Below are 13,001 nucleotides of genomic sequence, written 5' to 3'. Positions count from 1 at the left end.
GGGGTCAATCCGGCAGGGCAACGGGGCCCAGCGTGTCGAACACATCGCCAGGGCCGGGGTTGTTCGGGCTCGTCTTGCCGCCGAAGTGGTTCATGATCCCCCACACCGCGTTAAGCGAGGTCTGCACGGCGCCCTCTACCCAGGCGGGCGTCCAGGACACGTCGTCGCCGGCAATGAAAATGCCCCGCTGCTCGGCGGGCATGTCCTTCTGAACGAAGTGCGCATACATCCGTTGGTTGTAGCGGTAATGCCCTGGCAGCGCGCCCTTGAAGGCGCCGAGGAAGTGCGGGTCTGCCTCCCAGGAAACGGTGATGGGGTCGCCGATGATGTGCCCGGCGATATCTACCGTCGGGTAGATCTTCTTCAGCGCGTCCAAGGCCAGCTTTACCCGCTTTTCTACCGGGTGGGGCAGCATCTTCAGGGCGTCGCTCATCCACGAATACGACAGGCAGATCACCCCCGGCTTGCCCTCGCCGTTGTCGAACAGGTAAGTGCCGCGGGTCAGGCGGTCGGTCAGGGTCATGCTCATGGTGTCGCGGCCGGTGACCGGGTCTTTATCCTTCCAGAACGGGCGGTCCACCATCACGAAGGTTTTCGAGGACTGCATGTAGCGGGTGCGGTCCAGCGCCATCCACATCTTCTGGGAGAACAGCGATTCCTCGCATTCGATCTGCGTGGTCAGCAGCCAGCTTTGGCAGGTAGCGAGCACCGCCGGGTAGGTCCGGGTATGGCCCCACACGTCAGTGACGGCGAACTGGCCGTTGTCCGCGCGTGCGACCTTCTGTACGCCACAGCGCGGCGCGCCGCTGTGCAGGCTGCTCAGGCTGGTGCCCTCGGGCCAATGGGCGCAACGCTCCGGCACGTGGCGCCAGATGCCCAGCGGCACCTGCTCCACGCCGCCGACCACCAGGTGCTGATGGTCGTCGCAATTGGTCATCACTACCCGGAGGATTTCCAGCATCGAGTTAGGGAAGTCCGAATCCCAGCCGCCGGTGCCGAAGCCTACCTGGCCGAACACTTCCCGGTGCTGGAAGGTCAGGCCGGCGAAGGACTTGGACGTCGCCACGAAGTCGTAGAAGGTGCGGTCGTCCCATAGCGGCACGAGCGAATCCCACAGGGCCTTGAGGCGGGTGGTGTCGCGGTCACGGATCGCCTGCTGGATCTCGCCAAAGTGCGCTCGCTCTTGCAGTGCGTCGGCCCAGGCGTCGGCCACTTCATGGAACAGTGGCGGCAATTCGGCAACGCTCTCGGCGTAGTAGGTCTGCCCCTCCAGGTCGATCACCGTGCTGCCGGAGGCAGCGGTCAGGGGGTTAGGGAAGGGCTGGGTTTTCAGGCCGAGCTTGTCGACATAGTGATAGAACGCCGTGGACGACACTGGGAAGCGCATGCCGCCCAGCTCGGCAATGATGCCTTCGGCACCTTCGAAGGGCTGCGAGCGAAGCCGGCCGCCCAGGCGGGAGGCCTCGTACACCACGGGGCGCAGGCCGAGCTTCATCAGCTCGTAAGCAGCCACCAGGCCCGCGATGCCGGCGCCGATGATCGCCACCTCTTTGCCATGGTTCGCTTCGGGAATGGTGCCCAAGCCGTCCGGATGTTCGATCCACTCGTCAAAGGCGAAGGGGAAGTCCGGCCCGAAGATGGTGATCGGCTTATCGAAGCCGGCAGGATGGCGGTTAGGCTTGAGCATGAACACCTCGCAAGAATGCAGTCCGAACAGTATAGAAAGCGCTGGCGGGCATTCTAGGCGGGTGGGCACACGTTATTAAGACGCAGAGTGTTGGCTTTATGTACGTTTTCCGGTCTAAATGACCAGAGTGCTAAGCAATATGACGAAAAGCGTTACTGGGCAGGGTTTAGCGAGACGCTGCTGTGTTGCTCTGTAGATGCGAGGCTCTGCCCGTGCTGGCGCCTGCGCGGAATGGCGCCTACAAACCTCTTCCCGGCCAAGGGGGCGTGTCAGCCGCGGCCGCGATCGATCTTGGTGCTGAGGATGATCGAGGTGGTGGTCTTTTCTACGCCTTCCAGGGCGCCGATCTGGTCCAGCAACTCGTCGAGCTGTTCGGGGGAGTCGCTGCGCAGCCAAGCCACGTAGTCGAACTCTCCGCTCACCGCGCACAGCTGCTGGATCTGCGCCATGGTTCCCAGGCTCTTCAGCACGTCTCGGCCGGCCTTGGGCTGCACGGTGATCCCCACGTAGGCTTGTAGCCCGCCACTCAAGGCCCGCTGGGCCAGGCGCACGCCATACCCCACGATCACGCCGCTGCGCTCGAGCCTGGCGAGGCGCGAGGTTACGGTCGTGCGGGCAATGCCCAGTTTACGGGCGAGAGTCGCAACGCTTTCGCGGGCATTCACCTGCAGGGCGGCAATCAATTGACGGTCAACCCCGTCGAGGGCAAAAGCGCTTTGGTCGTTCATTGGTGCTCAAGCAGATAGAGGCATAGGGCTATCCTAGTAAACCGCGACCCATCAGTCACTCGTTATCTAGGGTTAAAATCCATATTGGATCAAAAATCTTATTTCTGCACTTTTGGCGCGTCGAATAATTAAAGTCTGCACTTTTCATTTTTTTGGCGCCAAGGGTGTGGCGAAACGCCATCTATCGATTTATTAATTTGAAGTGGCAAATAAATAAATATCGCTATAGTCGCCTCTGATTCGGCAGGAGCACATTGCCATGGCATTGACGCAGGGAAAGTTGTTAGAAGCCGTGCCCCCTTTGGTTGTGGATCTGGACGGGACTTTATTACGTTCGGATTTATTACTTGAAACCTTTCTGGCTTACATAAGAAAAACGCCCACGGGTGTTTTCTCTTTGATCGGTTGGCTGGCCGAAGGCAAGGCGGGGCTTAAGGAGGGGCTGGCCCTGGCGACGGACCTGGATGTCAGCGTGCTGCCTTACGATCCACAGGTGCTCGCGCTGATCCAGGCCGAACGGCTCAGTGGCCGCACCATCGTGCTCGCCACGGCTAGCCATCGGCTGCTGGCCGAAGGCATTGCTGCGCATCTGGGGCTGTTTGACCGGGTATATGCCACCGAGGCTGGGCTGAACCTATCCGCGAAGCACAAGCGTGACCTGTTGGTGAAGGCTTTCGGCGAGGGCGGGTTCGACTACCTGGGCAATTCCAGCGACGACCTGGCGGTATGGAAAAGCGCGCGCGAGGCGGTGGTGGTCAACCCCGACGCGGGCGTGGAACGCCGTGCCCGGCAGACGGCACGCGTTACCCAGGTGATCGACTCCAACCCGCCGAGCCTGCGGTTGTGGCTCAAGGCCCTGCGCTTGCATCAGTGGGCGAAGAACCTGCTGATTTTCGTGCCGCTGCTGGCGGCGCATCTGCTCGGGCAGCCACAGCAGTTGCTCAATGGGCTGTTCGCTTTCCTGTGCTTCGGCGTGTGTGCCTCCAGCGTGTACGTGCTCAACGACCTGCTCGACCTCAACGACGACCGCCATCATCGCACCAAGCGTAATCGCCCCTTCGCCAGTGGCCGGCTGCGCATCGGCCATGGCCTGCTGGCCGTGCCGCTGTTGCTTACGCTAGCCTTCGGCAGCGCCGCGATGCTGTTGCCGTGGCAGTTCTCTGCCGTGCTGGCCGCCTATTACCTGCTCACCCTGGCGTATTCGCTCTACCTCAAGCGGCAGATGACAGTCGATGTGATCGTGTTGGCCATGCTGTACACCGCGCGCATCATCGCCGGCGTCGCTGCCTTCAGCGTGCCGCTGACATTTTGGATACTCGCCTTTTCCATGTTCATCTTCCTCAGCCTGGCGCTGGTCAAGCGTTACGCGGAGCTGCGCGAGGCCCGCTCTCGCGACGTGCAGGCGATGACCCGCGGCCGCGGTTATTACCCCGGGGACCTGGACATGATCGCCTCCCTCGGCGCCGCCTCGGGTTACCTGGCGGTGATGGTGCTGGCGCTGTATATCCACGACGGCGCAACCGCCTCGCTATACAGCCTGCCCCACGTCATCTGGCTGGCCTGCCCGCTGCTGCTGTTCTGGATCACTCGGGTATGGATGCTCACTCACCGCGGGCAGATGAACGACGACCCCGTGGTGTTCGCCATTCGCGACCGCGTGAGCCAAGTGATCGGCGTGCTGTTCGGCCTGGTTTTCTGGATCGCCGCATGAGCCTTCTGCACTCCTGGGGCCGCGTGCCCGATGCCCCCCAGCGTGGCCACGGTTGCAGTTGGCGCAGCGAACTGCCCGCCAGCGTTGCCAGGGTGGTGGCGGACCACCGCAGCACCCTGCCTTACGGTAACGGCCGCAGTTATGGCGACAGCTGCCTGGCCAGCAGCGACCAGGTGTTGCAGATGCGCGGCTTGGACCGGTTGATCGAAGCGGACTGGGCCGGCGGCGTGGTGCAGGTCGAAGCGGGCATGACCCTGGCCGAATTGCTGGCGCTGGCCATTCCGCGAGGCTGGTTTTTACCAGTCACGCCCGGCACGCAGTTCGCCACGGTGGGCGGTGCCATCGGCAATGACGTGCACGGCAAGAACCATCATCGCCGCGGCACCTTCGGCAACCATTTGCTGAGCTTCGGGTTGCTGCGTCATGGCGAGCCCGTGGTGGAGTGCAGCCCGGACGACAACGCCGAACTGTTCGCCGCCACCATCGGCGGCCTGGGCCTGACCGGGTTGATCTGCTGGGCCAAGGTTCGGCTGATCCCCGTTCGCGCCAGCCAGATCAACACCCGCACGGTGCGCTTCGGCGGCCTGGCGGAGTTCTTCGCGCTCTCCAGCACCCTCGACAGCCAGCATGAGTACGCCGTGGCCTGGGTCGATTGCATGGCCAGCGGGGCGCAGCGGGGGCGGGGGGTGTATATCGTGGGCGATCATGCCCGCTACGGTTCGCTGGAGGTCGGCGAACGACGCAAGCTGGGCGTGCCCTTCGCGCCTCCGGTGTCGCTGGTCAACCGCTACTCGCTCAAGCCGTTCAACAGCCTTTACTGGCGCGCGCACCCCAAGGTGCTGACTGACGGCCGTAGCCACTACGAACCGTTCTTCTATCCGCTGGACCGCATTCTGCACTGGAACCGGATCTACGGCCGGCGCGGGTTCCAGCAATACCAGTGCGTGGTGCCGGAAAGCACTTCACAGGATGCCCTGAGCGAAGTGCTCAGCCAGGTTTCAGCGGCAGGGCAGGGGTCGTTCCTGGCTGTGCTCAAGCGTTGCGGCCACCTGCGTTCTCCAGGGCTGTTGAGTTTCCCGATGCCGGGCACGTCGCTGGCATTGGACTTCCCGCAAAGCACCGAACTGGGCGCGCAGTTGTTCCCTCGGTTGGACGCCATCGTGCGCGAGGCCGGCGGGCGTTTGTATCCGGCCAAGGACGCGCACATGAGTGGCGCTGATTTTCGCCATGCCTATCCCGCCTGGGAGCGCGTGGAAGCCCTGCGCGACCCCACGCTTATGTCTCGTTTCTGGAAAAGGGTCATCGTATGAAAAAGGTGCTGATCATCGGCGCGACCTCCGCCATCGCCAGCGCCTGCGCCCGGCTGTGGGCTGGGGAGCACTGCGAATTTTTCCTGGTGGCCCGCAGCGAGGAGAAGCTCGAGCTGACCGCCGCCGACCTGCAGGCGCGCGGGGCGGGCCGTATCCATCGCTACCTGATGGACGCCATGGCGTTCGATGAGCACCCCAGGATGCTTGGCCACTGCCTGGACGCGCTCGGGCAGATCGACATCGCCCTGATCGCCCACGGCACCTTGCCAGACCAGCCCCAATGCGAGCGTGAAGTGGCCGTGGCCATCGAGCAGTTCAATAACAACGCGACCTCGGTGATCGCCTTGGGCACGCTGCTCGCCAACCATTTCGAACGGCAGCGCTGCGGCACCTTGGCGGTGATCTCCTCGGTGGCTGGCGACCGCGGGCGCGGGTCCAATTACCTCTATGGCGCGGCGAAGGCGGCGGTCACCACTTTTTGCGACGGCTTGCAGGCGCGCCTGTTCAAGGTCGGCGTGCACGTGGTCACCATCAAGCCTGGCTTCGTGGACACCCCCATGACCCAGGGGCTGCCGTTGCCAGGCCCGCTGGTGGCGAGCCCTGCACGGGTCGCCCAGCGCATCGTGCAGGGCATTTCCAGCCGCGCGACCACCCTGTATGCGCCGGGGTTCTGGGCGTTGATCATGTGGGTGATCCGGGCCATTCCACAGCCGCTGTTCAAGAGGCTCAAGCTGTGAACACGGTGGCGGCGGGCTCGGCCTGGCACTACCGCGCCGTGGCCTTGAGCGTGGTCGCCTCGGCTGTGGCCTACCTGGTGTTTTCGCTCTGGGCCGGTTGGCAGCCGGTGAGCCATGCGGTGTTGGCCGTGGGCGTGGGCGGCACGGTGCTGGCCTTGGGGATGAGCTTGCTCAACTACGGGCTGCGCTTCCTCCGCTGGCAGACCTACCTGCGGCTGATGGAACAGCCCGTGCCATGGCGTCCAAGCCTGGCGATTTACCTGGCAGGCTTTGCCCTGACCACCACCCCAGGCAAGGCCGGCGAAGCACTGCGCGGGGTATTGCTCAAAAGCCATGGCGTGCCTTGGGCCAAGAGTTTTGCCGCCTTTTTCAGCGAGCGCCTATCGGACCTTTGCGCCGTAGTGCTGCTGACCCTGTTCGGCTTGAGCCTCTATCCACAGGCGCAGCCACTGATCTTTCTCGGCCTGGGCCTGGTAGCGGCGGGGTTGCTCGTGCTCTCCCAGGCCAGCCTGCTGCGCGCGGTGCAGGGCTGGTTGACGCGGCGCCCAGGTGCCCTGGCCCGCTTGCTGCGGGCGCCGGTGCAGGTTGTGCTGGAAGCTCAGCGCTGCCATCGCCCGGCTGTGCTGGCCGGCACCACGTGTTTGAGCGTCCTCGCCTGGAGCGCCGAGGCCGTGGCCTTTCACTGGATTCTGCTGTGGATGGGCGCGGACGTACCGCTGGCATTCGCCATGTTCGTGTACGCCCTGGCGATGCTCGCCGGCGCTATCAGCTTCATGCCCGGCGGCCTGGGCGGAACCGAGGCGGTGATGGTCGGGCTGCTGGTGTGGAAGGGCATGCCCGGCGCCGATGCCGTGGCGGCCACGGTGCTTATCCGCCTGGCGACCTTGTGGTTCGCGGTGGGCTTGGGCGCGTTCATGTTGATGCGCTTGCGACGCGCGCAGGCCACGGTTTAGTCGGTTCATGGAGAACAATGCGATGCGTCACGGACATTCCAATCAACTCAAGGGGCCCTGGCCCTTGCTGTTACTGGGCGCGGCCATCTTGGCCAGCTTTCTGGCCTCCAGCGGGCCGGTGCAATGGATGGACAACGGCATGTTCCTGGCCGATGCCACCATCGGGCGCTACTTCAGCGAAACACTCGGGCCGCTGGAGCATCCGCTGTACCAGTTCTTCAACACCCTAGTGTTCGAAGCCTTTGGCACCCAGGTGCTGAGCCTGCTCAACTCCATTCTGCTGGTGCCTCTGGCGGCGGCCGTTTACTGGCTGAGCCGCAACCTTGGCGCGCAGCGTAACCTCGCGCTGCTGGCCGCTACCGTAGCGGTGCTGTGCCATGCGGTGTTCTGGGTGTCGACCAAGGCCGAGGTGTATATCTTCCATGCCTTGTTCGTGGTGCTCGCCTACGCGCTGTACTTCGAGCGGCGCAGTGGCCTTGGAGCCACCGGCAAGTTGTTGGTGATCGGCCTGTTCACCGGCATGGCGGCCAGCATCCACCAGTTGACGTTCGTGGTGCTGATGCCGCTGTACCTGCGGCTGCTGGTGGAGCAGCGCGCGCGGATTTTGCTCACCGTGCCGGCCTTCGTGATCGGCTTCGTGACCGCTTACCCTGCCATGTTCAACGACCTGGACTCTGGCCTGAGCCTGATACAGATCGGCCGCCATTACCTGACTGGCGCTTCGCCCTTCGACAGCAACCCCAACTGGGAAGGGAGCATGCTGCGCTTCGACGCCATGTGGCATGAGAAGAACTCGGTGGCGCTGCTGTGCCTGTCGCTGATCGGGCCGCAGGCGCTGGGGCTTGTGCTGTTTCCCAAGGACCGCAAATTGCGCCTGGTGTGGTGGGCGCTGCTGCTGAACTTCGTGTTCGCCGCCTCTTATAACGTGAACGACCGCTTTACCTTCTTCCTGCCGGGGGCCGCGTTCGCCGCCATCCTGGGGGTGCTGCGCTTGCGCGACCTGTTGCCAGACACCCGCGCCGGGGCCTGGGTGCTGGGGCTGTCGGCGCTGTGCTCGCCGGCGGCATTGCTGGCGATGTGGGTGCTGTATGCCAATGGGGCGGTGCCCCTGCCGGTGCACAGCGAGGCACTGCCCTACCGCAACGACATCCACTATTTCATGGTGCCGTACTTGCGCGACCGCTCGGCGGAGGAATTTGCCCACTACTACGAAGCTTCCGCTCCGGCTGGGGCGTTGATCGTGTCCGACTGGACGCCCATGGGCGCGCTGCGCTCGGCTCAGGCCGCGGGTGAGTTACAGGGGCGCACGTTCGAAAGCTGCGATAACGCACGTGACCTTAGCCTGTACCTGCAAGGTGCCGGCGCCTTCCTGCCGCGCACCAGCTACTGCGACGGGCTCAAGGCCCGCTACCGGCTGGAAAAGCTGGTGGTGGGGTATCAGTTGCAGGGTAAATGACACCCGCGCAGGTGAAGCGTTGTATCCGGGGATAGGCCTGGTAAGCGCCAGGCCCGCCTGCGCGGGCACTGCCTGGCGCCGAGGCGCACGTAGAGCGTTGCGCCTACCAATGCCTTCGTTGACAGATGTGCCCCCTAGAACCGGTACGCCGCGTGCAGGTTACCGCTGTAACCGTGGCTGTCCTGGGCTTTGGACAGGCCTAGATCCAGGCCGGCGCTGAACGGGCCATCGACGGCGGCCAGGCCGAGGGCGCCGCTGACCAGGTTGCGGCTGTCATACGCCGAGGCCTGTTTCACGGTGTAACCTGCCACCTCACCTTCGCTGTTGACGCCTGGGTTGCCGAGGAACCGCTCGTAGCTCATGCGCGCCGTGGGTTGCACGCTGAACGCGCCGGCCTGGGTCGCCGGCAGCGCCAGCTTCACATCCAGCAGGGCGCTATGGGTCGTTTCGTTGAGGCTGGCCACATCCAGCGCCACCTCGCTGCCCTTTTCCTGGAACCCATGCAGGTTCACATGGGCACTGCGCAGGCCCACGGAAGGTTCCACCTGTACACCGCCCAGGCCCGCCAGGTAACCCAGGCGCAAGGTCGCGCCATAGAGGTTGCCGTGGGTATCGCCCTTGGCCGCGCCCAGGCCACCGCCTATCTGCCGTTTGCTGCTGTAGTCGACCCAGCCGGTGCTCAGGTCCGCCGCGAGGAAGGCGCCTCGGTCAAGGCTGCCCAGGCCATAGCGCGCACCTGTGGCGACATAGGCCAGGTCCGTGTCTGCGCTGGCGCCAGCGGCGCCCACCGAGCCCTTGCCGTAGCCAACGCTGGCGTAGCCGCTCAATTGCTCGCTCAGGCGTTGGGTCAAGCCAAACAGGCTGCCGCTGGTGTGCTCGCTGCTGCTGGCCGCGGTGGAGGAGCCATCGGTGCCCAGGTAGCTGGCGAGCCCGGTGGTCCAGACGCGGCGCTGGCCGACCCGAAGGTCCAGGCCATCGGCATAAGGCGCCAGTGCCGATTGCAGCAACGCCGGCTGGCGCAGCAGGTAACTGGCCGCGTCTGCGTGGAGCTGCCCGCCCACGGTGTTTTCCACGCCGCCCAGGGTGCCGGCGTCGATGGCCGATTGCAGGTAGTAGTTATAGGCGGTGTAGGCGCCAGACAGGCTGCTGTTTTGCAGGGCCAGCAACAGCCCGGCGCCACGCGAAGCATTGCCGCTCAAGCCGGCGGCGCCAGGCAGCGAAGCATATTCGACCAGCTTGGCGCGGAGCACGTAAAGGGTCGCCTGGGACAGCCCCAGCCCGCTCTTGAGGTAGTTATCCACCGAACCGTACAGGGTGGTTATCTCATCCAGCCCGGCTTGCAGGTAACTGGCATCGACCGTCAGCATCGGCTGGTAAATGGCTGCATACGCTGCGGGCATTGCCGCCAGGGTCGCGGCAACCCGGGCTGCGGTGTAGTCATTGGTGGCCAGGTAGTCCGCCATGATGGTGGCGCTGTCCACGCCGGCGATGCTCAGCAGCATGGCGGCGGTCCAGCCCGTGCGGTCTTTGCCGGCGGTGCAATGGAACAGCGCCGCGCCGTCCACGCTGGCCAGCTCATTGAACAAGGTGGCCAGTTGGCTGCGTGTGTTGGCATCGCTGACAAAGGCTTCGTTCATCTGCTGCATGTAGGCCATCGCGGCAGCGGCGCTGGTGATCGAAGCCGTGCCGGTGAGGCTGGCGGCACCCAGCACGTCGATGTTGGTATAGGTAGCACCGGTGGGCAGCACGTCGGGGGCGCTGGCGATCTCGCTGGCGGTGCGCAGGTCGAACACCGCGCTAATGCCCAAGGTGTTGACGGTGGCCAGGTCTGCGCTGGAAAGCGTTAACGCGTTGGACCGGTAGAACACGCCGGTGCGCAGGGTGCCGTCGTTGCTGCTGGTGTAGGCAGTGGTAGTGCCGGCGACGTCGCGGAAGTTGTCGGCGCTGGACAGCCGGGGCGTGGTGACCGTGGTCTCGGCAATGGCGCTGGCCAATGGAAAGCTGGCCATCGACAAAGACAGCACAAGGCGTGGAATCAAGATGCGATCTCTTTATAGGCATGTGGAGGCCGCACTGTAGGAGCGCGCTGTTGCAGCACAGTGACAGGCAGGCCAAGGAGCCATGTCTTTTTTGCCACCGGCCGACGGTACCGCGCGTAGGCTGACTGCCGTTTGTCCGGGTTATGGCAATTTGCCTTGAACGCGGCCTCGCTGTGCCCTGCCCAAATTGCTGTAAGGGGCACGTGCCCCGCCTGCCACAGCCGTGGCGCTCCGGGCCCAAGGCCTGTACCGCAAAGGACTCACGCTTATGCTTCCATCACGTTTGCTTCGTTGTGCCCTGGTTGCGGCGATCGCCACCGCCGGTGTGACCACTATCGCCGGCTGCGCCCGTGATCCGGAAAAACCCACGCTTTCCGAACTGGCGGTCAGCTCCACCAAAAGCCTGTTCCGTACCGATTCGGACATGCAGAAGGTGCTCAATGCTCAAGCGGCGTTCGACCCTAAAGCCATTGAGAAAACCACACCGGAAGAAGCCCGCAAGCAACCCACCATCGCCGACGCGGTGAAGCGTGTGCTGGCTGACCAGGGCCGCGACAGCAGCCCAACCGCACTGGTGCCAGGGGTGACCACCAAGGACATTACCGTCGCGGGCGCCGCGGGTACGCTTCCGGCAACGGTGTATACCCCGGCAGGCACTGGCCCCTTCCCGGTGGTGCTGTATTTCCATGGCGGCGGCTGGGTCATCGCTGACCGCAACGTATATGACGGTGGCGCCCGCGGGCTGGCCAAGCAGGCCAATGCCATTGTGGTGTCCGTGGACTATCGGCAAGCGCCTGAGCACAAATTCCCTGCCGCACATGACGACGCTGTGGCCGCCTGGCGCTGGTTGAGCAGTAACGCCGCGAGCCTGGGGGGCGATCCGAAGCGCCTAGCCCTGGCCGGTGAGAGCGCCGGCGGCAACCTGGCGGTGGCCACTGCCATTGCCGCGCGTGACAAGGGCCTGGCCGCGCCCAAGCATGTGCTGGCGGTGTACCCGGTCGCCCAGACCAACACCGACACCGAGGCTTACCTGAAGTACGCCGACGCCAAGCCGCTGAACCGGCCGATGATGCTGTGGTTCGTCGCTCACGTGACCAACAGTGCCGCAGACCTCAAAGACCCCCGCCTGGACCTGGTGCACGCCAACCTCAAAGGCTTGCCGCCGGTGACCATCGTCAACGCCGAGATCGACCCCCTGCGCGACGATGGCGCTCAGCTGGAGACCGCCCTGCGTAACCAAGGCGTGAGCGTGGAACGCAAGCTGTACGACGGTGTGACTCACGAATTCTTCGGCACCGCCGCGGTGGTAGAGAAAGCGCAAGAGGCGCAGGCATATGCCGGTGCGCGGTTGAAGGGGAGTTTCTAAGCCGGCCCATGGGCCGAATGGCGAGGTTATTCGGCTCACGGAATGAGCCGAATACGTTGGGCTGGCCGTTACCCGTTGTTAGCTGCCATCAGCGCATTAAGCTCGCCGTAGGTATGGCCTTTCAAGGACTGGGTATCGAGCTGGCCGTTGCTCAGGAAGCCTGCGGCCAGCGAACCCAATGCGCCGTACAAGAATTGGGCAATGGCTGAACCCGTGCTAAGGCGCCGCACGCCAAGGCGTTTGAGCTCATCCAGCGAAGGCAGCCCATCCAAATGCAGCAGGTTCACCGGCAAGGTGGTTTCCTTGCACAACGTGGCAATTTCTTCGGCATCGGCCAAGCCTATTGCGAACAGCCCGTTCGCCCCGGCGTTGGCATAGAGCGCGGCGCGTTCCAGGGTTTTCTCTAGGCGCTGCTCGGCTGGGAAGAGGTTTTTCCGGTAAACGTCGGTGCGGGCGTTGATGAACAGGTTCACGCCGCGCTGATCCGCTGCCTTTCTTGCCGCTTCGATCTTGCGCACGAGCAACTCCGGCGCTGCCACGCCGTCTTCGATATTGATCCCTACGGCGCCCGCGGCGACTACAGCATCGATGACGCGGGCCACTTGCGCGGGTTCATCCGAATAGCCGCCCTCAACGTCCACCGTCAGCGGCACGCTCAGCACCCGGGCCATGGATTCGACCGTGGTGCGCAGCAAGCCCAGCGGCAACTGGTCACCGTCGGGGTAGCCGTGCGTCCAGGCCATTGCCGCGCTGCTGGTGGCCACCGCTGTGCCGCCCAGGCGCTCCACGATGCGCGCGCTGCCAGCGTCGGCAACGTTGGCCAGGACCAATAGACCGTTGTGGTGGAGGGTGTGAAAGCGGGTATCCATTGCCATGAGGTTGCTCCGTTGAATGCGTTGTTGGCCTGCTGAAGAACGTTCGAAAGGCAGCATAGACCCAACGCAGCGCTACGTGCTCGCCGAACGATAAGTCCGGCTGATAGCAATCCACAAGCAGCACATACGCGCGATCAAG

10 protein-coding genes are annotated in these 13,001 nt (G+C 64.2%); 6 read left to right on the top strand and 4 right to left on the bottom strand.

The window, feature by feature from the left end:
• Positions 1 to 4 precede the first annotated feature (4 nt).
• Both OGL93_RS04430 and OGL93_RS04425 read right to left on the bottom strand, forming a co-directional pair.
• On the bottom strand, positions 5 to 1,687 hold the full coding sequence (locus tag OGL93_RS04430; RefSeq protein ID WP_263261173.1) for an NAD(P)/FAD-dependent oxidoreductase: 1,683 nt from the start codon (positions 1,685 to 1,687) through the stop codon (positions 5 to 7).
• A gap of 269 nt (positions 1,688 to 1,956) precedes the next feature.
• Positions 1,957 to 2,415: an Lrp/AsnC family transcriptional regulator gene (locus tag OGL93_RS04425; RefSeq protein WP_263261172.1), complete on the bottom strand. Its 459-nt coding sequence runs from the start codon at positions 2,413 to 2,415 to the stop codon at positions 1,957 to 1,959.
• 259 nt (positions 2,416 to 2,674) lie between these two features.
• On the opposite strand from OGL93_RS04425, the gene OGL93_RS04420 reads away from it, so the two are divergent.
• The 5 genes from OGL93_RS04420 to OGL93_RS04400 are packed head-to-tail and all read left to right on the top strand — an operon-like array spanning position 2,675 to position 8,582.
• Entirely contained in the window at positions 2,675 to 4,126 is a 1,452-nt protein-coding gene (locus OGL93_RS04420) for a UbiA family prenyltransferase (RefSeq protein ID WP_263261171.1), read from the top strand.
• Positions 4,123 to 5,436: an FAD-binding oxidoreductase gene (locus OGL93_RS04415; RefSeq protein ID WP_263261170.1), complete on the top strand. Its 1,314-nt coding sequence runs from the start codon at positions 4,123 to 4,125 to the stop codon at positions 5,434 to 5,436. Before OGL93_RS04420 ends, OGL93_RS04415 begins: the two co-directional genes overlap by 4 nt.
• Complete coding sequence (locus OGL93_RS04410) at positions 5,433 to 6,173, top strand: SDR family oxidoreductase (protein ID WP_263261169.1); 741 nt, start codon at positions 5,433 to 5,435, stop codon at positions 6,171 to 6,173. The genes OGL93_RS04415 and OGL93_RS04410 overlap by 4 nt, the downstream gene beginning before the upstream one ends.
• Positions 6,170 to 7,126, top strand: coding sequence for a lysylphosphatidylglycerol synthase transmembrane domain-containing protein (locus tag OGL93_RS04405; RefSeq protein ID WP_263261168.1), 957 nt, complete (start codon positions 6,170 to 6,172; stop codon positions 7,124 to 7,126). The genes OGL93_RS04410 and OGL93_RS04405 overlap by 4 nt, the downstream gene beginning before the upstream one ends.
• Before the next feature lie 22 nt (positions 7,127 to 7,148).
• Complete coding sequence (locus OGL93_RS04400) at positions 7,149 to 8,582, top strand: DUF2723 domain-containing protein (protein WP_263261167.1); 1,434 nt, start codon at positions 7,149 to 7,151, stop codon at positions 8,580 to 8,582.
• A 134-nt stretch (positions 8,583 to 8,716) separates the two neighbouring features.
• Here OGL93_RS04400 and OGL93_RS04395 read toward each other — a convergent pair whose 3' ends face one another.
• On the bottom strand, positions 8,717 to 10,621 hold the full coding sequence (locus tag OGL93_RS04395) for a tyrosine-protein phosphatase (RefSeq protein ID WP_263261166.1): 1,905 nt from the start codon (positions 10,619 to 10,621) through the stop codon (positions 8,717 to 8,719).
• 268 nt (positions 10,622 to 10,889) lie between these two features.
• On the opposite strand from OGL93_RS04395, the gene OGL93_RS04390 reads away from it, so the two are divergent.
• On the top strand, positions 10,890 to 11,987 hold the full coding sequence (locus OGL93_RS04390; protein WP_263261165.1) for an alpha/beta hydrolase: 1,098 nt from the start codon (positions 10,890 to 10,892) through the stop codon (positions 11,985 to 11,987).
• Positions 11,988 to 12,055: 68 nt separating this feature from the next.
• Here OGL93_RS04390 and OGL93_RS04385 read toward each other — a convergent pair whose 3' ends face one another.
• Complete coding sequence (locus tag OGL93_RS04385; RefSeq protein ID WP_263261488.1) at positions 12,056 to 12,856, bottom strand: isocitrate lyase/phosphoenolpyruvate mutase family protein; 801 nt, start codon at positions 12,854 to 12,856, stop codon at positions 12,056 to 12,058.
• Positions 12,857 to 13,001: the final 145 nt, after the last annotated feature.

The sequence above is a fragment of the Pseudomonas sp. RIT-PI-S genome (genome assembly GCF_025642975.1).
Lineage (GTDB): Bacteria > Pseudomonadota > Gammaproteobacteria > Pseudomonadales > Pseudomonadaceae > Aquipseudomonas.
This window is presented reverse-complemented; position numbering and strand designations above follow the sequence as displayed.